Origin of the sequence: Sulfurimonas sp. RIFOXYD2_FULL_34_21, assembly GCF_001830805.1 — a bacterium.
GTDB lineage: Bacteria > Campylobacterota > Campylobacteria > Campylobacterales > Sulfurimonadaceae > Sulfurimonas.
This window is the reverse complement of sequence record NZ_MICH01000010.1, coordinates 88,818-110,917: the sequence shown is the minus strand read 5'-3', so window position 1 is coordinate 110,917 and position 22,100 is coordinate 88,818. Positions and strand designations below refer to the sequence as shown.

Annotated in this window: 22 protein-coding genes; 2 read left to right on the top strand and 20 right to left on the bottom strand. The window is 33.4% G+C overall.

Annotated features, from left to right (window positions below):
* Positions 1-2: 2 nt before the first annotated feature.
* From A2530_RS06205 to A2530_RS06190, 4 genes are all read right to left on the bottom strand, one after another.
* Positions 3-998, bottom strand: coding sequence for a hypothetical protein (locus A2530_RS06205; RefSeq protein WP_294885031.1), 996 nt, complete (start codon positions 996-998; stop codon positions 3-5).
* Positions 991-2,610 (bottom strand): AAA family ATPase, encoded by a 1,620-nt coding sequence (locus tag A2530_RS06200; RefSeq protein WP_294885032.1) that lies wholly within the window; start codon positions 2,608-2,610, stop codon positions 991-993. The genes A2530_RS06205 and A2530_RS06200 overlap by 8 nt, the downstream gene beginning before the upstream one ends.
* A gap of 56 nt (positions 2,611-2,666) precedes the next feature.
* Positions 2,667-3,869 carry an ATP-binding protein gene (locus tag A2530_RS06195; RefSeq protein WP_294885033.1) on the bottom strand — a complete coding sequence of 401 codons (1,203 nt, stop codon included), beginning with the start codon at positions 3,867-3,869 and terminating at the stop codon, positions 2,667-2,669.
* Between the two features lie 78 nt (positions 3,870-3,947).
* The gene (locus A2530_RS06190; RefSeq protein ID WP_294885034.1) at positions 3,948-6,293 is read right to left on the bottom strand and encodes a PD-(D/E)XK nuclease family protein; all 2,346 of its coding nucleotides are present in this window, start codon (positions 6,291-6,293) and stop codon (positions 3,948-3,950) included.
* Positions 6,294-6,439: 146 nt separating this feature from the next.
* Here A2530_RS06190 and A2530_RS06185 point away from each other — a divergent pair, with 146 nt between their 5' ends.
* Positions 6,440-7,243 carry a D-alanyl-D-alanine carboxypeptidase family protein gene (locus A2530_RS06185; RefSeq protein ID WP_294885035.1) on the top strand — a complete coding sequence of 268 codons (804 nt, stop codon included), beginning with the start codon at positions 6,440-6,442 and terminating at the stop codon, positions 7,241-7,243.
* A gap of 47 nt (positions 7,244-7,290) precedes the next feature.
* On the opposite strand, the gene A2530_RS06180 is transcribed toward A2530_RS06185, so the two are convergent.
* The 15 genes from A2530_RS06180 to A2530_RS06110 all read right to left on the bottom strand — a co-directional run bounded on the left by A2530_RS06180 (position 7,291) and on the right by A2530_RS06110 (position 20,275).
* The gene (locus tag A2530_RS06180) at positions 7,291-7,797 is read right to left on the bottom strand and encodes a FixH family protein (protein WP_294885036.1); all 507 of its coding nucleotides are present in this window, start codon (positions 7,795-7,797) and stop codon (positions 7,291-7,293) included.
* A complete protein-coding gene (locus A2530_RS06175) occupies positions 7,784-8,488 on the bottom strand; it encodes a 3-dehydroquinate dehydratase (RefSeq protein ID WP_294885037.1) in 705 nt (234 codons plus the stop codon). Before A2530_RS06175 ends, A2530_RS06180 begins: the two co-directional genes overlap by 14 nt.
* A 109-nt stretch (positions 8,489-8,597) precedes the next feature.
* Entirely contained in the window at positions 8,598-8,807 is a 210-nt protein-coding gene (locus A2530_RS06170) for a DUF4006 family protein (protein ID WP_294885038.1), read from the bottom strand.
* Between the two features lie 10 nt (positions 8,808-8,817).
* Entirely contained in the window at positions 8,818-9,723 is a 906-nt protein-coding gene (locus tag A2530_RS06165; RefSeq protein ID WP_294885039.1) for a c-type cytochrome, read from the bottom strand.
* 9 nt (positions 9,724-9,732) lie between these two features.
* Positions 9,733-9,936, bottom strand: a complete 204-nt coding sequence (locus A2530_RS06160; protein ID WP_294885040.1) for a cytochrome c oxidase, cbb3-type, CcoQ subunit — start codon at positions 9,934-9,936, stop codon at positions 9,733-9,735.
* Positions 9,937-9,945: 9 nt separating this feature from the next.
* Complete coding sequence (ccoO, locus tag A2530_RS06155) at positions 9,946-10,638, bottom strand: cytochrome-c oxidase, cbb3-type subunit II (protein ID WP_294885041.1); 693 nt, start codon at positions 10,636-10,638, stop codon at positions 9,946-9,948.
* A gap of 15 nt (positions 10,639-10,653) precedes the next feature.
* On the bottom strand, positions 10,654-12,147 hold the full coding sequence (gene ccoN / locus A2530_RS06150) for a cytochrome-c oxidase, cbb3-type subunit I (protein WP_294885042.1): 1,494 nt from the start codon (positions 12,145-12,147) through the stop codon (positions 10,654-10,656).
* Positions 12,148-12,354: 207 nt separating this feature from the next.
* On the bottom strand, positions 12,355-13,500 hold the full coding sequence (gene carA / locus A2530_RS06145) for a glutamine-hydrolyzing carbamoyl-phosphate synthase small subunit (RefSeq protein WP_294885043.1): 1,146 nt from the start codon (positions 13,498-13,500) through the stop codon (positions 12,355-12,357).
* A complete protein-coding gene (locus tag A2530_RS06140; protein ID WP_294885044.1) occupies positions 13,501-14,052 on the bottom strand; it encodes a DUF507 family protein in 552 nt (183 codons plus the stop codon).
* Between the two features lie 112 nt (positions 14,053-14,164).
* Entirely contained in the window at positions 14,165-16,030 is a 1,866-nt protein-coding gene (locus A2530_RS06135) for a bifunctional diguanylate cyclase/phosphodiesterase (RefSeq protein WP_294885045.1), read from the bottom strand.
* An 81-nt stretch (positions 16,031-16,111) separates the two neighbouring features.
* On the bottom strand, positions 16,112-16,624 hold the full coding sequence (locus tag A2530_RS06130) for a PDP protein (RefSeq protein WP_294885046.1): 513 nt from the start codon (positions 16,622-16,624) through the stop codon (positions 16,112-16,114).
* Positions 16,621-17,040, bottom strand: coding sequence for a flagellar export protein FliJ (locus A2530_RS06125; protein ID WP_294885047.1), 420 nt, complete (start codon positions 17,038-17,040; stop codon positions 16,621-16,623). The genes A2530_RS06130 and A2530_RS06125 overlap by 4 nt, the downstream gene beginning before the upstream one ends.
* An 11-nt stretch (positions 17,041-17,051) precedes the next feature.
* Positions 17,052-18,305, bottom strand: coding sequence for an adenylosuccinate synthase (locus tag A2530_RS06120; protein WP_294885154.1), 1,254 nt, complete (start codon positions 18,303-18,305; stop codon positions 17,052-17,054).
* Between the two features lie 9 nt (positions 18,306-18,314).
* Complete coding sequence (locus A2530_RS06115) at positions 18,315-19,163, bottom strand: ATP phosphoribosyltransferase regulatory subunit (RefSeq protein WP_294885048.1); 849 nt, start codon at positions 19,161-19,163, stop codon at positions 18,315-18,317.
* Entirely contained in the window at positions 19,160-20,275 is a 1,116-nt protein-coding gene (locus A2530_RS06110) for an aminotransferase class V-fold PLP-dependent enzyme (protein ID WP_294885049.1), read from the bottom strand. The genes A2530_RS06115 and A2530_RS06110 overlap by 4 nt, the downstream gene beginning before the upstream one ends.
* Before the next feature lie 124 nt (positions 20,276-20,399).
* Here A2530_RS06110 and A2530_RS06105 point away from each other — a divergent pair, with 124 nt between their 5' ends.
* Positions 20,400-21,170, top strand: coding sequence for an undecaprenyl-diphosphate phosphatase (locus A2530_RS06105; RefSeq protein ID WP_294885050.1), 771 nt, complete (start codon positions 20,400-20,402; stop codon positions 21,168-21,170).
* 242 nt (positions 21,171-21,412) lie between these two features.
* Here the strand turns inward: A2530_RS06105 and rdgB are convergent, their stop codons facing one another.
* Entirely contained in the window at positions 21,413-22,000 is a 588-nt protein-coding gene (gene rdgB / locus A2530_RS06100) for an RdgB/HAM1 family non-canonical purine NTP pyrophosphatase (RefSeq protein WP_294885051.1), read from the bottom strand.
* Between the last annotated feature and the right edge of the window lie 100 nt (positions 22,001-22,100).

Here is a 22,100-nt window from a genome sequence, read left to right as displayed (position 1 = left end):
TTTTAGACAAGTCCTAGTTCTTCGGAGATGTCTTTTATGAGTTTGGAAAAAGGTTTTTTTGATAAGTCGTCATCTTCATCTATAAGATTAAAAATATCTTTTTTGATTTGCTGAAATGGAACACCTGTCAAATCTTGTAACTCTTTAAGTCTGCTCTCTGGGTAAAGTTCAGCTTTTTGTATCATCTCAAAAACTATATCTTTATGGGCTTTGTATCGTTCATTGAGTTTAAAAATCTCTATATATTTATCATATTCATCTGTAAATTGCTCTTTTAAAGGTATATCAATGTCATCGCCTGATTTGATATGTAAATCTTTACAAGATGGTTCTAAAATGAGTTTGAATTTAACTTTTTCATGAAAATCAAATCTTTCATCATTTGGAGCAATACAAGTTTCATTTTGGAATGTTCCGACTTTACTATCGTGAGCAAATGTATTCTTTGTTCCCTTTACTTTTGAAGAGTTACAAGTAGTACAAGATGGAATAAGATTGTAAAAACTAAGTGCTAAATAAGGATAAGTTCCCTTATCAAAGAAATGGTCTAACTGAAAAGTTGAAACTAACTCATTCTTTTCTTTTTTAAGATTTGTAATAAAATCTTTGTTGCAGTAGAAACAAGTTCTAAAATTAAAATTTTTTGTAAAAAATGGGGTTAATACTTTAGATTGATATTTATCTGAATAGTTAAATAAGTTTTTAATTTTTTTAATAGTCTCTTTTTTATTTGTAACTGTTAATGTTTGAATTTTACTATCCACAGAGTGTATGATTATTTTAATTTCTTCTGTATTAGCTAAAAGAATATCTTTAAAAACATAGTCTTTAAATACTTTTTTGAAAGAATTGTCATTTTGCTTATATCTATCAAATCTTTCTTCAATATTTTCATTTGGTTCTTCAAATTTTGTTATAGTTTTTAAATCACTTAAATATTGTTTTACAAAATCAAAATCTTTATCTTTTAGAAAGTTATTGTAGTCAAGGTTAATCATTTAAACTCTTTTCTAATTGTTGTAATCTCTCTATTTCTTTTTTTAAAAACTCTTTTTTACCATAAAATAAAATTTCCAATTCATCTAAATAATTACCAATAACAGTCTTTAAAAATGGTTCACCGATGATACTTTGAATATTTTTAAATCTCTCTTTTCTTCTTTCAAAAGAAATTTTTGTAAGATTTTTTGTTCTTGGTTTGGTCTCAATTTTACTTTTTAATTTTTGTATCAATGTATAAAACTTTTTAATCTCTTCAATCTTACTTTTCGCAAACTCTCCCATCAATCCATCTTTCATAAAAAAACCGTGAGAAAGAAGGGTGTGGATATTTGCTCCGAAGGTTTGTCCATTTTCAAATGGATATTCTTGTCTTCCATTTTCTAAAAATATTACATTTTCTTTAGGTAGGTCAGAAAGAATGAATGGAGAATGAGAAGTAAGAATAAGATGAATTTGTTTATCATGAAAATTATCTTTCAAAAATTGATGTAAATAGTTTATGTATTTTTTTTGCCAATTTGGGTGTAAATAATTTTCACCCTCATCTATACATAAGATTACAGTATCTTGATTGATTTGTGAATATATCGTATTAAATATGTATGTTAATTGATATTGTCCGTCGCTCATTTTAGGGTACAAATCAAAATTAAATACATTTTTGCCTTTAAAGTCAAGTAATTTATCTTCATTTTTTCTTTTTATAATTTCTATATATGTTTTAAAAAAGTCATTCGGAATTTTTTTTATATTTACATAATGACTTGTAATAACAGAAAAGTCTTCTAAAGGAACTTGAATAAAATTTTTGATTTTTGCTTTTATATCATTGCTTATTTCCTTTTCTAAATCTAAAATGGTATCATCAAAATTTTCTGATGCTTGTATGTTAAAATCTATTTTATAGTTTTTCAGATATGCAAGTAACAAAAGTATGTGAAATATTTTCAATCTCTTGATTTTATTTTCTTCAAAAGGGCTGTAGCAAGCATAAAAATCGAAGCTTTCATTTTTAATAAGCTCAAACAAATCATAATAATCATCATGTATGCCAAAACTTATAATTTTTGGTATATTAAAAGGAAATTCCATATTATTATTTTTTAAAAAATCTAATAATAATAAATATTCTTGCTGACTATGAGAAGGGGTTGGTTTTATAAATATTTTTTGAATAGATTCATTAGTTATTTCTTCTTCCATTATCGAAGATTCATTTTTTATTGTCGCTGTAAGATTTTTTTTGTATATACAGAGTCTATTCATCAATTTATCATAGTAAATAGTTATTTGAATTAGTTCTGAAAATGATGTTGGATACTCTTTTCTCATGTGTGGATTTTCATAATAGCCAAGATCACTAATCAATTCTAATAAATTACTCTTCCCGATTCCATTCTCGCCAACAATAGCAGTAATATTAATATTATCACCAAAAAAGTTTTCTATATGCTCTTTAGGATTGATAACTAGTTCACAATTATCTTTTAATCTTTCTTCGCCGTTTTCATATTTTGGAAAAAACTCACACTCAAACCTAGGCGAAAAATTAAACCCTTGCTTTTGGATATTTTTATAATCCTCAACCCACAAATAAACTAATTCCATTTAACTTCCTAATTGCTTTTTATCTAGACTCGTGGTGAGCGTATTGAATGTAAAAATCACAAAAACACCCCAAAAGGAACTGCTACTAAACTTTCTCCAAACTCTATAACCGACTCACCGTTGTAAAACACCACTCCTAAGCATTTTTGCTCACATCTGCTTTGAAAATCGATGATGTGTTTGAAGTCATCTTTTTTAACACTGTGGCTCTGTTTTACCTCTATGGCGAGTATCTCATTATCAACTTCGATTATAAAATCTATCTCTTTTTTGTCGTTTGTTCTGTAGTGGTATAGCGTAGCGCTTTTTTGCATGTAAGAGAGGTGCTTTTGAAGTTCACAAAATATATATGTCTCAAATACCTGCCCGCTATATGATGAGCTAAGAAGTTTCTCTTTTGAGTCGATTCTTAGCAAAGAACAGAGTACTCCCGTGTCATTAAAAAACACTTTAGGCGACTTTGAAAATTGTTTGCCGATATTTGCAAAATAGGGTCTCAGTAGTGTCGCTTGATAGATGCGGCTTATGATAGAGAGATAGTTGTCTGTTGTAACATCTTTTATACCTATGTCACTGCTTAGACTTGATTTGTTAAGCAGCGTGCCACTTCTTGAAGCCAGTACATTGACAAACTTTATAAAGCTGTCAATATCTCGTATGTCCGCCAAATCTCTTGCGTCTCGCTCTATATAAGTTGCTATGTAGGACTTATACCATAAATCTTTTTGCACTCCCTCAAGTGTTAAAATTTCAGGATAACCACCGTCAATGATATGTTTAATAGTCTCATCACTATACTCTTTTTTGGCAAGTTTAAAATCTCTTTTTAAAAGTTTTTCTATCACGTTTTCATGCGGTTTATCATTTTTCTCTTTTGAACTAAGGGGATGAAGTCTTAGCTCACATAGCCTGCCTGCAAGAGTATCTTTTGCATCTTTATGATCCAGTACATTTGAACTGCCCGTCAGTAAAAAACTTCCGTTTACCCTCTCTTTGTCGATTTGCATTTTCATATATTCAAGAAGAGAAGGAACTTTTTGTATCTCATCGAGACAGATGGGAAGTTCGAGATTTTTAAGAAACGCTTTTGGATTCTCTTTTGCGTAGAGTCTTAACTCTCCATCATCAAAAGTGAGATAATTTTTAAATTTTTCCAGTGCTAGTGTTGACTTGCCTACCTGTCTTGCTCCATTTAATAGTACGATAGGAAATGTCTCAAGAGCTACTTCTAAAATAGTTTCTAATGTTCTTGTTTTCATATTTTTACCTTTATAAGGGTATATTTTATACCATTATACTGTAGAATTTTCTAAAATCTTTTAAACTTGAAAAAACAATCACTCTCTCCCGCATATAACTTTATAATCGCAAAAAAGGCAGTTTTTCACATCTTCACACTTGCTGAAATTTACATCTTCGATGTTTAGCAAATCATTTACATGTGAGCCTAAGAGTTCAAGCTTTTCATTTAAAAACGGCTCACTCACTATCTTAGACTCTTTGAGGTCGTAGTATCCGCACTCGGTTACATTGCCAAAACCGCTAGATAAAAGGTAGTAAAACTCAAGTTGGAAGTCTGTAGCCTCCGTGAAGTTTTTCTCCGTATAGAGAGGATATGAGCCTGTTTTATAGTCAAGTACCGCTATCTCGTTTGCTCGTTTATCTATGCGGTCTATTACGCCCTCTAAGGTCATACCTGCAAAGTTACATGTAAGCTTCTCTTCACACTTGTAAACTTGCCAACCCTCGGCAAATCTTTTAACTTCATTTTGGCAAAAAACATCCATTCTTCTTTTTTGCATAGCTATTAGATATTTCTCAAGCTCACTCTCCCCACAAGCACTGTCAAGCTCTACATGTAAATCTTTTTTCAGTTTCTCTACGCTGTCGTAAAAACCTTTTTTTGTATAAAGCTCTTTAAGCGCAGAGTGCACATCAAGCCCTATCTCATACTCACGGGGCATATCTTTTGGTATCTCATGTCCGTTTATATATTTTACATATCTGTAGTAATATTTTCTTTTACATGTAAGAAAAGTTTTTAGTTTTGTAGCGGAGAGTTTTTTGTCTTTGAAGCTGTACTCTAAAACTATATCTTCATCTCTTTTTACATGTGGAGATGTTCTCTCAAAAAGTATATTTGCGTAATCAAGTTCTTCGTAGCTGTTTTTCTCTTTTATGCCCAGCTGTTTTAAAAACCTTGAAGGGCTGCTCTGGCTTGATTTTACAAAGCAGATTGCCGCCTCTTTACTTCGGTTTATCAGCATCTCGTAGTAATGCTTTTGGAGATTTTCCCTGTCACTCATTGTAGGCAGATTTGCCATCTCTCTTATGCTTGTGTTTAAAAACATATCCTTATCGCTTCTTTTTGGCACATTGCTATCAGAAAAATCAACTATGATTACGGCATCAAACTCTACCGAGCGAGTCTCCAAAACTCCCATAACGGTAACTTTTCCGCCTCTGACATCATCTAGCGTTTGCTTTGATAGTCTTTGCAAAAATACCGACAAAAGAGACTTTACGGACATATCTCTCATAAATGGCAAGATATTTTTAAAAGCGTAAAGCTCCTCTTCGTAGATTTTTAGCTCTCTTTTATCTGTAAAATTCTCTTTATATTTTCTCAAAAACTCTAAGATATCTACTTCATCGCTTTTTTTGTGGTAGATTTTGCGTAACTCCATGTAAAACTCATCGCCGACTCTCTCAAGTCTTGAGGCGTTCTCTTTTGAATCCTGCTCGATAAATTGACATGTAGAGTTTAATTTCTCATAAATCATGCTCAAATTAAACGGCTCACCCATTGCAAAGTTGAAGTTTGATTTTTCGTCAAAACTCTTTAAAACAGGAGCAAATTTCTCATCCGGCAAAATAACCGCAATACGCTCAGGTTTGTACCCCATCTTTACAAAATCATATATCTTTTTTTGCACAAACGCCGCTTGAAGTATCGGTTCGCTAAAAGATTCACATGTAATATTTTGATTTCGTGTAATTTGATTTTTTTCTAAAATTTCTTTAGAGTTTAGCGAGATTTTGTACTCATACCCTACTTCAAGCTCTATGCCCAAAGCCAAAAATCTGCTCTGCATTTTAGTGTTAAACTTTGTAGTGCTAAAGATTATATCAACGTCGCTAAACTCACAGCATCTCTCTAAAAGTTCCAGCTCAAAATTTGTCAGATGTCCATCTACATGTAGTTCTATTTTTTTATGATTCGCAGCATAATTTTCATTAAAGCTGTAGAGTTTTGGCAGAAATATTCTATCAAGTACTTTTTTTTCACTGCACAATGCCTCATATCTAGCGTATAACTCTTTAAGTATAGTTATATGCTCTTCATACTCGCCGTAAATATCTGCTGTCTCTAAAGCGCTTATATCGTACATCTCTGCGCTTAACTCTTCAAAAAATTTGAATATATATGATGAGTTTTTAGTAAATGTAAAAAAATTTCGCTCTATACGAAGGTTTTGAAATGATTTAAAGTCAGATGCTTCAAGCAGGAGCAAAACCCTGCCGTCCTCATCAAGAGTTTTAAAATCTTTGACTATGCAGAGTTTTGATATAAAATCACTCATGGTTATATGATTAGCAAGAAAGAGCGTTTCACTCTCTATATTTAGTTGCTCCTGCCTAATAGCACGAGCTGATGGAAGGACTATTGTACTGTTATTCATAAGAGTATTATAACTTAAAACTTAATATAGCGTTGCACTAAATATATTAAGATAAATCAATGTAAAATAAGCCTGAACTTACACTCCGTATTGGTTTATGGTATGTTGTTTGCTTAATATTTCTACTTAAAAATTAAAGGTTTTGAATGATAAAAAAAATTTTTGTATTGAGTTTGGCTCTTAGCGTATCTCTTTTTGGAGCCATCGATAAACACAAATTGGATAAGCTCAAAATTGGAGCAATGATTGTTAAGGATTTGAATACAAAAAATGTTTTGTACTCAAAATATGCCGAAAAAAGGCTTAGTCCTGCGAGTTTGACAAAAGTTATGACTGTGCTATTAGCTATACAAAGCGACAAGATGAATAAATCTGTAACGATTACAAGAGATATGCTCAAAGTAGAGCCTACAATAGCCGGTTACAAAGTTGGTGATGTTGTTTTAATGAGTGACTTAGTAAAAGCTGCCATGATTAAATCGGATAATGATGCGGCAAAAGCTATTGCTATTGCAATTGGCGGTGGAGATGAAAAAAAGTTCATTAACATGATGAATGCTAAAGCTAAACAGCTTGGTATGAAGCATACTCATTTTAGTAACCCGTGCGGATTTGATGCAAAAAATCACTACTCTTCTCCGAATGATTTAGTAAAGATGGCTGAATATGCAATCAAAAATCCTATATTTAATAAAATAAGTAATCAAAGTACGCATGACTATCGTGTACTAAGAAACGGTCAATATAAAACTTTTAAGGCTTATACTCATAATCATCTTCTAAATAAATATGAGTATGCAGTCGGCGTAAAAACCGGATATACGTCAAAAGCAGGTGCATGTTTGATTGCCCGTGCTAAGAAAGGCAGGCAAGATTGTCTGATAGTTATGATGAATTCTAAAGAAGATCGTTGGGAAATTGCAAAAAAGATTTTCCAACAAGTAATATAAAATATTTAAAAAGAGCTATAAAGTCCTTTTTCTAGGTCTTTTATAGTTTAATACTCATAAGCTTCTTTAGCTCTTGTATCTGCTTTAACATTGTAAAATCTTTGAACATTACCGACATTAACTTTTGCCATAACATCCCATCTTCCCTCTTGAGCAAGTGTTATAGTATTAAAAGTGTAAACTCCGTTCTCTACCGATGGGTTGTTTAACTCTTGATCATGCTTATGATTATTTGGTCTTGTAACTATAACTTTTATTTTTGCGTCATTTACAGGATTTGAGTTTAAGTCGCTAACTCTGTATTTTATAGTTGAAGCATCTACATGTAGAGCATCTGTTATATACTCTATCTTATAGCTCTTATCAAAAGCTATTTTAGCCTCTATCAACTCATTTGCTTTATCATCGGCCTCATGATAACCCATCATGTAAGTATCACTTTTCTCAACAGGCAACTTATTTGCAACTACAATTGTAGCTACACAAGCACCAAATACCAAAATTATTGAAACACCGATGGCATATGGCCATATTCTACCACTATTTGTTTTCAAGCTGTTGCCTTTTTATATATAATTTTCTCTTAATATATAAAAATATACCATAAACAATAAAACCGTAAAACAACACTTTTACTAAGAATATACTGCTTTGATTTGTGTTTCCTACGGCGCTATCAAGAACTATATCTTTGCTCTTTGCAATTTGTTCGGCTATATCCGCATAACCGTTAAACATTGAACCTGAGTATTTACCAAGAAGTTCATTATCTTTTGATTTTTGTGCTAAAAGAGGGATTATAGTACCACCATGGCTACTTGCAATCTCTTTAAACGATGCAAACCCGTCACTGTAAAAAAGTGCCATTACAAAAGCCTGAACAGGCGAAGCAACCGGACTTAATACCTGTTTTTTATCAAAATACTCATATAAAGATGCATGGTTTGCCAAAATATCTACTTTAGAATCCATTTCAGAAAACGTAAGCAGGATTGTAGGGGAGTTAAAATCTTTTATAAGCTCTTTCTCATAATCTACTATGCTCATATTTTGAGGTAAAGATTTAAGCATTACGAGTCTTAGTGAAATACCTGTTTTTTGATGTAGTTCAGAGCCTATCTTTTCAACTTCTTCACTAAAAGCAGAGTTGAAAATGAGTTCATCTTTATATAAATATTGTGCCGATAAAGAGCTATTTAAAAATAGTGTGAGGATGAGGGCCAAAAGCCCTCTTGAAAACTTCAATGAAATTTCCTAACCGATAAAAAGATGATTAGGCGTTAAAACCACATAAGCAGTATATATAGCCACTATAACAAGGCTCCAAGAAATTAATTTTTCCATTCTATACTCCTTACTTTACATCAATAATATGATCTGCTTCTTTTGAGCCAATCATTTTAATTGATGTTTCATCTTTAATATCATAAAAGTTCTTAGCACTTGAGTTTTGAACACCTATACCCCAAACTGTTAGCCCAACTAAAATACTAAGTAGTAATACTGTTGCGACTAACATACCAGTTATGCCATCAAGAGCAAATACGCTTCTATTCTCATTCATACCTGACTCCTTATTTGCTTAAGCTAGTGATATAAGCACCAACTGCTTCTTTTTGTTTGTCATTGAGTTTTTCAAATTTAGGCATAGTGCCGATAGCACCTTTTTTACCGTCTTTTAAAATACTGGCAACCGTAGCAACATCAAAACCGTTTAGTTTAGGTCCTACGAAAGGCATTCCCTCGCCTTTTTCACCATGACAACCTGTACATCCACCCATTGCAAATGCTTCCGCACCTTTATGACCTTCAGGAAAACCTGATGTTATATATCCGACAACAGCATCAATTTGTGCCGGATCGCTTAACATCATTGGAGGCATTCCTCCAGGAAAATCAGTTTTCATATTGTTTGCACCATTGGCAATAGCATGCTTAATAGCAACTGCTTCTATTCTTTTGTTAAGGTTAGCTGCTTTACCATCAATACCATCGGCATTTATACCGTGACATACTTTACACTCAGCCAAAAATACCGACTCGCCCATTTCTACTAATTTCTCGCCCTTTATATCCTTATACTGGGTTTCAAATTTAGCATTGTGAACTGCAACATCTTCGTTATACTCACCTATTTGTGAGTAAGCATTTAAAGGGTATCCTATAGTAAAATACCACATTCCCCAAACTATAAGCAGGAAAAACATCACTGCCCAACCCGTAGGCACTTCATTTAAGTATTCGCCTATACCATCCCAGTTATCTTGTGCAAGTTCACCGCTTGCGCTATCTACTTGCATTTGGCGAACATATTTAATTACAACAAAAACTGTAATTACAACAAGTGCTATTGCACCCGTAACCGCAAGCATATTTACGATATCACCGTTTAGACCGCCCTCTGAACCACCAACAGACAAATATGTTAGTAATAACATGAAAGCAGTAAAGATAATTCCCCAAAGATAAAGCTTATTCATATATCTCTCCTATTTCTCTTTATCGTCTGATACTGATGATACCGGAGTATCATCTATATCATCTTTAAGTGCCATATTGCTGTATTTTTCATAGTCAACTCCATCAACATCTTTCTTTGCCGTATATAAATGGTATATATAACCATACAATACAATTACAAGGAATATAGTTAATCCAAAGTATCCATAAGCTTGAAGTTGTGCAATATCCACTTTAAACCTCTACTTAAGACTATTCAAATATGCAATTATTGCAACTATTTCAGGAATCTCGCCGCGAGCAACCGCATCTTTAACATCTTGATCTTTCATATCTTCAGCAATAACTTTTGCCTCTTCCAAAGCGATAGCTTTTGCATCAGCTATACTTTTACCCATTTTTACAACTTTGCTAGACCCATCTTTCATAGGAACAGGCTCATTGTAAGGAACAGAGAAAAATTGTGCTACCGTTAACTGTTCTGCATACGCAGTATCTATATCAGCACTATTTGTAAACATCCAGCGATATGCCGGCATAATAGAACCCGGAACAACAGAAGCAGGATTTTTCATATGATTTTCATGCCAATCAGTAGTTCTATAGTTACCAACACGCATTAAATCTGGACCGGTTCTTTTTGAACCCCATAAAAATGGACGATCATAAGCATATTCACCGCTTAATGAATAGTGACCGTAACGGTCAGTTTCTGATTTAAACGGACGAACAAGTTGTGAATGACATGCATTACAACTGTTTTTTATATACACATGACGACCTGCCAACTCCAATGTCGAATATGGAGCAGTACCGATAACCGGACGAGCTGCTTGAGCAAAGTTTGGAAGTATTTCAACCAAGCCTGCAAACGAAATTGCCAAAAACACACCTACCGCAAAAAAGAACGGATGTTTTTCTAACCAATGAAACATATTTTATCCTTTCTGTTAAGCGCCCATAGGCGAAGCATTTTGTAGCTCATGTTCTTCAACAGGACGAGCAGACATAGTTTTATAAATATTATATGCAAACATTAAAAAACCAACTAGATATAATAGACCGCCTACACCGCGAATAGTATAATATGGGTGTAAAACTGTTACAGTATCAATAAATGAGTAAGCTAAATTACCAAACTCATCATGCGCACGCCACATCATACCTTGAGTTATACCTGCAATCCACATAGAAGTAAAGTACAGAACTACACCTAAAGTTTGAATCCAAAACTGCGCTGCCATTAAAGATTTAGAGTAAATCTCTCTTTTAAATACGCGCGGAGCCATATGAAATAGAGCTGCCATAATCATAAAGCCAACCCATCCAAGGACACCGTCATGCACGTGACCGACAATCCAGTCAGTAAAGTGTGCAATTGCGTTAACTGATTTAATTGCTTGTATAGGACCTTCTAATGTCGAGAACATGTAAAATGTCGAACCTAGTATCATAAATTTGATTAACGGAGAAGCAGCAACTTGTTGCCATTCACCCTTCATTGTAAGAAGCATATTGATAGCTGAGCCCCAAGACGGAAGAATCAATATAACTGAAAAAATCGAACCCATTGTCTGCATCCAATCAGGAACAGTTGAATATAAAAGATGGTGTCCGCCTGCCCATAAATAAACAAACATTAATCCCCAAAAAGATAATAATGAAAGCTTATACGAATAGATAGCTTGTCCCGACTCTTTTGGTAAAAAGTAGTAAATCATAGCAACAATAGGAACAGTAAAACCAAATGCAACGGCATTATGCCCGTACCACCACTCTACAAGCGCATCATTTGTACCTGCATACATAGAAACAGAATGATACCATGCACCTATTCCACTCTCACCGGCAGCACTTTGACCTAATATAGTAGGTATCTCCATGTTATTGAAAAGGTAAAGCATAGCTATACCCAAGAAAGTAGCAATATAGTACCAGATAGAAATATAGAGTGATTTTTCACGGCGAATACCGATAAGACCAAAAATACTCATACCAAAAATTACCCATACTACTACAACTGCAATATCTATAGGCCATTCAAATTCAGCATACTCTTTTGAAGTAGTTACACCTGCAAAAAGAGAAACAACAACTGCCGCTACAACTACAAGATAGAGCCAAAAATGTACTTTACCGAGACCCATTAGCAGTTTTGATTCTGCCATAGACACTTTCAATACACGTTGACCAACATAATACCAAGTAGAAAAGATACCACTTAACGTAAACCCAAATATAACTGCATCTGTGTGCAGTGGACGAAGACGACTAAAGTTAGTATATTCAGCTAGTCCTTCTCCCAAGATTGTATTAACCCCTGGAAAAGCAAGTTGAAATGCTAAAATTACACCGATGAGCATACCAACAATCCCTAAAATGATTGTTGTTAACATGAACATCTTTGCGACTGTGTAGTCGTACTCTAATGGACGATTTTCCATATATAGCCTCCTTAAAGATTCAAAGCAATTATGTCTAATTAAATTTAGCTAAATTTATTAAACTAATTAACATTGATATAGTAACAGTATAAATGTTTAAGAATTCTTAATTTTTGACAAATTTTTGACAAATTTAAAAAATTTGCTGCTTTTTAATATTTACTTAATACTATATTAACAATAAGTTGTTATAAATAAGGGAAGTTTTTATCTTTTTATTAAAGATAAAAACTCGTTGAAGATGTATCTGCTCTCTTTTGGACCGGGACTAGACTCCGGATGATGTTGAACAGAGAAAATTGGAGAGTCGTTATAACGTAACCCTTCGATAGTGTTATCAAAAAGATTGATATGAGTAACTTCTGCAATCTCTACGATATTTTGTGGAACATTATAGTTATGATTTTGAGCCGTAATCTCAACTAATCCTGTTTTGACATTTTTAACGGGTTGATTTCCGCCATGATGTCCAAATTTTAGCTTAAACGTATCATAGCCGTGTGCTATAGATAAAAGTTGATGACCAAGACAGATTCCAAACATTGGAATTTTTGCAGCTATTAGTTTTTTTATTTCATCCTGTTCATTTTTTAGTACAAGCGGATCTCCTGGTCCGTTTGACAAAAAGACACCGTCAATCTCTTTGTCGTTGTATCTTTTTATAAGATTTTCTGCACTAAAATTATTCGGTATAACTTCAACACCGATTTTTGCACCTACTAACTCATTTAGTATATTTGTTTTAACGCCAAAATCTAAAACTACTATATTTGCCTCTGCAACAGGAGCAGCATCATACTCAAAAGTTCTATCGTTATATGTTGATTGCGTGTGTTTATACGCAGTTTTAGTACTAACTTGTTCTATATAGTTTACATCTTCTATTCTAGGACTATTTTCCAAAATCTTTTTTAGTTCGGCTTTATCGCTAATTTCGGTAGATGCTATCATCATCATAGCACCCTCGTTTCTTAGCATTTTTGTAAGGTATCTTGTATCTATATCACATATACCCATAACGTTTTGCTCTTTTAAAAAATTAGCTAATGAACCCTCAGCTCTAAAATTAGAGTATCTCTCTTGATATTTTCTAACAATCATCCCCTTTGCATGAGCGGCCTTGCTTTCCATATCCTCTTTATTAACGCCGACATTTCCAATCTCAGGCATTGTAAATGTTACAAATTGTCCTGCATAAGAAGGATCAGACATAATCTCTTGATATCCGCTCATAGAAACATTAAAAACAATCTCCCCGACTACCGTATTTTTGGCACCAAAGCTATTAGCCTCTAAAAAAGTTCCATTTTCAAGATATATCCAGACTTTATTTTTAGATAGTTCCATACTCATTTACTCCATACCTCTCTTTATCATCTCTTCTTTATATAATTTTTCATACAATATATCAAACTCGTCAGTACCAGGAATGTACCTTTTCTTATATGTTTTAATCTTGTCCATTATTACATTATCTAGTTGCGAAGATTCAGCTATAAAAGATGTTATTGCATTATAGATAATATTTTTGATACGGTTTTCCGTAACGTCGAAATGAATTAAATCCTCTTCATACAACTCATCCAAAATTTTATGAGAAAGATCCGAATAGCGCTCTTCATAATTTAAAATAATGTCAAACTCAGGAGCCAATTTTTTCTTTATCATAAAGAAAAGTTGTCTTTCATCGACTAGATTAAACTCTATCTCCTCTTCATTTGCCTGACAAATTTCATTTACTTTCTCTTCAAGAGCAATCTCTTGTTTTACATTATGAGCTAATACTTTTTGAGCTTCTTGCATAACTGGTTCAAGCCCTCTTGTCATAGTAACAACACCACTTTTATTTAGGTCTATTGCAATTTTATTGGATATATGAGGTATAGTTTTTAATGATATTTTCATCGATAGACCTTGCTTGTATAAAATAAATTTGTATATTTTACAATAAGTAAGGTTAGTTTACGATTATAATAAAATTATTTATTTAAAAATAGTGTTATTATAAATATACTAATTATTGATTTTTAATAGTTGTCAGATATTTTTCAAAATCAACTTTATCAACCGGTTTTAAAAAATAGTAACCCTGCAATATGTCACATTTTTCTTTAATTAAAAAATCTTTCTGCATCTGCGTTTCAACACCTTCCGCTACTATGCTTAAACCAAAATTTTTTGCAATATTTAGTATTGTTTTTATCATATTTACGCTTTTATTAGTTTTATCAATCTCTCCGATAAAAGATTTATCAATTTTTAGTTCATCTATCGGAATTTGACGCAGATAACTGAGTGATGAATAACCTGTGCCGAAATCATCCATTGAAAAACGGATACCGCATTTTTTTATTTTGTGCATTATCTCTACTAATTTATTAATATCTTGAGCGACACTGGTTTCAGTCATTTCAAATACTACTTTAGAACATAATTTTTGACTTAAATACTTTTTTGATAGCTTTACTACATTATCTGCAAAATCAATACAAAACATTTGTCTCATACTTACATTTATTGACAACTGGTTTAAAGACACCCCTTTTTTATCCCAGTCGCTAAATGCTTTAAAAGCTTCTTCAAGTATGAAATATCCAAGCTCAATAATAAAGCCCGTTTGCTCTGAAATAGGGATAAACTCATCAGGTCCTATATTTCCCAACTTTTCGTTATGCCATCTAGCAAGCACCTCACAACCGATAACCTCATTCTTGTAGTTTAATTGAGGTTGATATTTAAGTGATATCTCATTGTTCTCTATGGCAAAATGTAACAATCGTTCTATCTCTAACTTTCGCTCAATCCTTATAGAAAGTTCATTATTAAAAACTGTAATACCGTTTCTTCCCTCAGATTTTGCTTCATACATAGCAATATCAGCCTCTTTTATAAAAGTGTTTGCGGTCATATTTGGGTTGTCTATGATACTGACTCCTATGCTTGAACTAATGTAGAGATGGTGTCCAGCAATAAAGTATGTCTGTTTAATTGTATCAAGCATCTCTTGTGCAAACTTTTTTGCCTTTTCTAATGACTCTTCTTTGCTTTTACATGTAGAACTCAATATACAAAACTCATCTCCTCCCAACCTAGAAATAGTTGCTTTATGTATTTTTGCCAGCTTGTTCATTCTATTTGCGGCTTCGATAAGGAGCATGTCGCCTATATCATGTCCTAATGTATCATTAATAGTTTTAAAATGATCCAAATCAACTAATAGTAGATACATGTACTTATTGTCACTTTTTTGAATTTTAATAGCATCTTCAAGCAACTCTATAAAATAACGTCTATTTCCAAGTTTTGTTAAATAATCATGATATGCTTGAAATTGGCTTTTTTGAAGATAGTTATATGTATTTCTTGATGCATAAAGAAGAACCCAGCCTAATACGAATGTCAATGATGCAATAAAATAGCTATAAGGTTCACCGACTAATATCAGATATACAGTTAGCGGAAGCATAGAAGTAGTTAGAATAAAAAGAGCTAATTTTTTTTCAGAAACTAGAATTGTTGCGGATACTACGGATACGCCTAACTGAGTGGTTATAGCAATGTAATGAAGTTCTATAATATCACGTGAGACATAAGTAAAAAACATTACCGTCCATGCGGAAAAATAGATAAAGAGAAAATATCTTAGTCTATTAAGCCATCTCTCTTTTTCATCTATGCTATAGTTATTTATAGAGTACTCTTTATAAAGCCTATATCCCCAAAGTGATAATAACAACATAAAAATATACCAAGTTATCTCAGGCAAATAAGATGAGTAAAGATGACCGATAACTACATATGTAAGACCCGTACTGACAAATAGATATAATAGAACAATTATCTGCTTATGCATAAATTTATAAAAACTCATATTGTTCAACATAATATAAATATCCTAAAAAAGTATTTTTTCATAGTAGCTGAATTTTTTAAAATGTTGTTTACAAAGAGTAGTTATATTAAATTATTTAGATAAAAGCAATGTTAGTTCAGATGCTTTCTTTGCATCAATTTTGCTCAAAATTGTTCCTACTGTTTTGGGTTTTAGCGAGGTAAGTATTGCAGCGGCCTCTTGCGGGTTCATTTCAGAGAGTACAGTTGCTGCATTTGCCGCTTTCATCTTTGCAAAAGTTTCTGCGATTTTGCTCATTTTTACATCTTTTATCTCTTTTAAAATCTCCTCATTTTTTTGGAGCATTTTTTTTACGGATTCCTCTTTTGAAGTAATTTCGCTTAGTTTTTTATTAACTACTTCTTCATCCTGAGATAACTTTGTCTCTCTTTTTTTTAATAACTCTTCAGTTGCAACTTTAAGTGCACTTAATGCCTGTTTTTGTTCATCAATTCTCTCAAGCTCCACAAGAAGCTCACTTTTTCTAGCTTTAAAAATCTCCGTACACTCAAACAGCTTATCACTTGTTTCTAACGCATTTAAAGAAATTACCGTAAATGTAGCAGCCAAAAATAGTTTTATCATCTATTTTTCCCTATAAATGTCATTAATGCCACCTCATCTAAATCTTTTGATTCTTTGGCTTTTACCTTTTTTAGCTCCTGCTTTATCTCTTGAAGCTCTAAGTATTGAAATTTTTCATGCTCTATCATATCAAGTTTTAACTGTTTTCTTGCCTGTTCTACTTGATTGGCGGCGAAATCAACCCACCCCTTATTATGATTTATAACTTCTCTTTGGGAATGGAACAGTGTTCTTGAAGCCAACATATCTCCAATTGTACCGTTTTTTGGAGACTCAATATCTTTTAATAAAACATACGACAACTCTAGAGCTGTTTTAGCACTATTTAAATTGGCATTTGCTTTTTGTAAAAACTGCTCACTCTTTTGCATACTATTCTTTTTAAGTTTTACAAGCGGGCTAAAGCGTGTTTTCACAAAGATATCCTCTATAAAATAATCGTATCGTCTCTTTCCGGAGATGTAGATATTATACCTACTTTTGTTTTTGTAATCTCTTCAATAACTTTAACATACTCTTGAGCTTCAATAGGTAAATCTTCAAATTTTCTTGCACCTGCAGATTTATCCCACCCTTTAAATGATTTGTAAATCGGTTTTACATCATCTAAATTTTCAGGTAAATAATCTATCTCTTGCCCGTTAAGCTCATAAGCAACACAAACTTTTACTTCACTAAACCCATCGAGTACGTCAAGTTTCATAAGAGCCAACTCATCACACCCGTTTAGGCGGCTTGCATATCTGCATGCAACGGCATCGAACCAGCCGCATCTTCTTGCACGTCCGGTCGTAGTTCCAAACTCATGTCCTTGCTTTCCGAGTCTCTTACCGTCTTCTCCCAAATCTTCACTAGGAAATGGGCCGTTTCCGACACGGGTACAGTACGCTTTTACTATTCCCGTTACTTTACCTATATCTTTTGGATTTATTCCTAGACCCGTACACGCACCCGCACTTACGGTTGAGCTTGAAGTAACATAAGGATAAGTTCCATGGTCGATATCAAGCATAGTTCCTTGCGCGCCTTCTAACAGAACTCTTTTGTTCTCTTCATCAAGCGCTCTCCAAAGCATTTGAGTTGTATCCGTAATAAAAGGAGCAAGTTTAACTTTATAGCCCTCAAGCTCATTTAAAAGCTCCTCTTTATTTGGAGTTTTAATTTCTAAAATATCAAAAATCGCTCTATTTTGTTCAAAATAATCCATAATAGAATTGCAAAGTTTTGCAGGATTTAAAAGTTCGCCGACTCTTACTCCGATGCGATTAATCTTATCTGAATATGCAGGCCCGATTCCCTTGCCTGTCGTACCGATTGCTTTATCGCCTTTTAGCTTTTCTCTTGCTTGATCTATCAAAGAGTGATAAGGCAGATTTAAATGAGCTTTATCTGATATAAAAAGACGTCCTTCTAAACCTTCAAATTGAGTCATCTCTTTAATAATAGATTCCGGGGAGAGAACAACGCCGTTTCCTACAATGTTTATAGCTTTGGGATTGAGTACGCCCGAAGGGATTAAGTGAAGTGCATATTTAACACCATCAACCCAGATTGTATGACCAGCATTATGCCCGCCTTGGCTTCTGCATACCATATCATATTCACAAGCTAATCTATCGACTATTTTGCCTTTCCCCTCATCGCCCCACTGTATGCCTACTATTAAATCCGCTTTCATTATCTTCCTCTTCTACTTCGCTTTTGTTTCTATCAATACGTCTGTATAAATTGCAAAACCGACAGAACTCAGCTCTGAATTTTTATATCTTCCGCCTCTGGCATATACTTCGTTTTTATCGATTACTCTAAAAAAAAGTTCATCATAATAAAGCATTTTTGCATAGTACATCGGTGCGAGCACGCTCTTCTTACATGTTAATGCCGCACTTAGATTTTTCATCTTTACCAGCTCTTCTTTAATCTCGTTTGGAACTATCTCAAGAAGTTCTTCAACCTGCTCTACATGTTGAAGATATACAAGTTTTTCCAGCCATTCTACTTTTAGGTTTAAAAATTTCTCTATATTTACATGTCTAAAATCATCAAGCGTTAGTTCGTCAAACTTCTCAACCAATAACTTTGGAATCATCATGTTAGATATCTGAACAAGAGGCTCTACATCTAGTTTATCAAAAATATCAATTGCGATATTTAATACAGACGATAATTTATTTTCACCCATAAACTCTACGCCGATTTGATACTGCTCATCTGTAGGATAACGAAAAACAGGCTGAATATAGAACCATTTTTTATGCTCTGTATTTCGCCCGAGTCTCTTTTCTATGATTCTAACAACGTCGATAGTCGAATCTGCTCTAAGCGAAATTGAGTTGTTTTTTTCATCATTTGATTTTATAAGCTCTTTTTCATTTGCAATACTTTTATGCTGATGATATGAAAATATTGGAGTAACAATCTCCTCAAATCCTTTGGAATATAAAATATCGCTAGCAATCTTTTCTATCTCTCTTTTTATTTTAGCGCTATTGCCAAAATAAAGTTTTGAACCGCTAGGAATTTCATGCTCTAAAATCATTTTTTATCTGCTTTAAAATATATTTCATTGAAAACTTTGTTAGCAGTTCCGTCATACGCTCTGCGTCCAAGTTTGCTAAGTGCATGCTCTATCGAGTTTACAACCCAAGCAATCTCGTATGGAGCAATCAATCCCATTTGATTTATGCGGAAAATTTTACCCTCTAAATGGTCTTGTCCGCCTGCAACGTTTACGTCAAAATCGGTTTTTAAAATTTTTCTGATTTGTGATGCATTCTCATCATCAATCGTCGTCATCGAAAGAGCGGGAGTTTTTGGATATACATGTAAACCTATAGCTTGAAGTGAAGATATAACCGCTTCTGCTCTAGTAGCAGTCTGCGCATAAAGCTTATCCAATCCGCCTTTTTTTTCTATAGTCTCTAATATCTCTAAAAGACCGATAGTAAGAGTAGTAGCAGCCGTCCATGCTGTAGTGTTTTTTCTTTGAGATTTTATCTCTGTTGCCAGGTTAAAGTAGTAACCTTTCCCTTTGCCGATTTTCTCAATTGAAGCATTGCTAAGACCCAAAATTGCAAGTCCCGGAGGAAGCATAAGAGCTTTTTGGCTTCCTGCGATTAAACAGTCAATATTTGTTATATCAATCTTCTCAACGCCGACCGCAGTAATACCGTCGGCTATAATCATAATATTTGGATTTATCTCTTTTACGGCTTTTGCAATAGCTTCAACAGGATGGCGAAGTCCGCCTGCAGATTCGCTAATCTGAACTGCTATAGCATCGATACTAGAGTTATTTCTAACCGCTTCTACAACAGCCTCAACGCTTACCGGCGTATCCCACTCATTTTTAATCTCTACATTTTTAAGTCCGTGAGCAATAGCAATTTTTCCAAATCTCTCGCCGAATTTTCCTGAATTTACATTTAAAAGAGTGTTATGGCAAAGGTTTATTACAGCTGCTTCCATAGCGCCCGTTCCGCTTGAAGCGAGCATTAAAACTTCATCGCTTTTAAACAGATTAAATAGATGCTTTCTTGTTTTTTCAAATATAGCTTCAAATTCAGGTGTACGGTGGTGCATAGTCTCATCGCTCATGGCGTTACGAACATTTTGAGGGACAGGGGTCGGTCCAGGCGTAAAAAGTAACATGTAAAAGTTCCTAATAAATTATGATTTAAAACCTCGCATTATATCCAAATAACTTAAATTGACTCTTTATTTTTATGCTAGAATTTCACTAAAAAATTTAAAAAGAGATAAATTAAGGGCTTCAATGACTATATTTGATTCTATTATTTTAGGCGTTATTGAAGGTTTTACAGAGTTTCTGCCCATCTCCTCAACAGGTCATTTAATTGTAGCTAGCCAATTTTTGGCAATAGAGCAAAACTCAATAAATAAAGCGTACGAAGTCATAATCCAATTCTCGGCTATTTTAGCAGTTGTACTTAATTACAGAGACAAATTTACAATTAAAAAAATTAATTTATGGACCAAAATATTTCTTGCTTTCTTGCCTATCGGTACTGTAGGTTTTCTTTTCTCTTCCCAAATAAAAGAGCTTTTTAGCGTCAATATCGTAGCGATTATGTTTATCATAGGCGGTATTATTTTTTTAATTGTGGAGAAGTTTTTTATACAAGAAGAAAATCATACTGTTGATAATATTGAAGAGATAACTCTAAAACAATCTATGATAATAGGATTTGCTCAAATATTTGCGTTAATTCCGGGAACTAGCAGAGCAGGTTCGACTATAATCGGCGCACTCCTTGTAGGACTTAGCAGAAAGGCAAGTGCAGAGTTTAGTTTTTTACTTGCTTTTCCAGTAATGAGCGCCGTTACTGCCTATGACATGTTAAAACATTATCATGAATTCAGCGATGCAAATCTGATTATTTTAGCCGTAGGGTTTGTAACATCTTTTATAGTTGCATATCTTACTATAAAGCTCTTTTTAAAATTTTTAGAAACATTTACTTTTGTCTTTTTCGGGGTTTACCGTATAATTTTCGGGGTTGTTTTACTATTATTTTTCAATTAAGGAATAGTATTTGCTTTAAATCTGCTGAAATAGTTTAAAGGAGTATTTATGCAAACTATTGGCAGATATAATTCAAGACTTCTAACGATTCTTGAGGCTCTGGAAATATCTTTTTATAAACTTAGTCGTAAAGTTTTATAATAAAAGAGAAGTTGCGCAAGCTAAACTGATGGTTTTAAAATCATAAAGATTACTTGGATGTAAAATCGATTTTAAGTCCATATAAATTCAATGGATGGAATTTAAAAATTCTCTATTATTAACTTAGCCAAACCCAGCGCTTTTGAGCGATGAGATAGCTTCTTTTTGACTTCATCGTCTAACTCGCCTAAAGTTTTACTATGTCCACTTGGAATAAACATAGGATCATATCCAAATCCGCCATTACCTATAGCCTTAGCAATAACTTTTCCGTACATCCATCCGTGAACGGTGTATTCGCCTTTTTTTGTAACTATCGCTATTGCTGCGGTATAATGAGCAGGTGAAGTCTCAACACCTTTTGCTTTTAAATCTTCTATTAATTTATATAAATTATCTTTGTCCGTTGCATCTTTGCCTGCATATCTTGCGCTATAAATTCCTGGCTTTGCATCTAAAATATCAACACTTATACCGCTATCATCCGCTAAAACTATTACATTTTCATCATTTAAAGCCTTAAAAACAGCTCTGGCTTTTATAAGTGCGTTTTCTTTAAAACTGTTGCCGTCTTCAATAATCTCAAACTCGTCAATAAGTTCACTATACGGAATAACTTCATAATCTTTACAAAGTGCTTTTATCTCTTTAACTTTGCCTCTGTTTGACGTAGCCAATACTAGCTTCACATGTAATCCTTACGATTTACTTTAAACTCACTACTTTTTATTTCACAAAGTTAGTGTAAACAATCTTTTAAATATAATTACGCCATTATATAGTATTTAA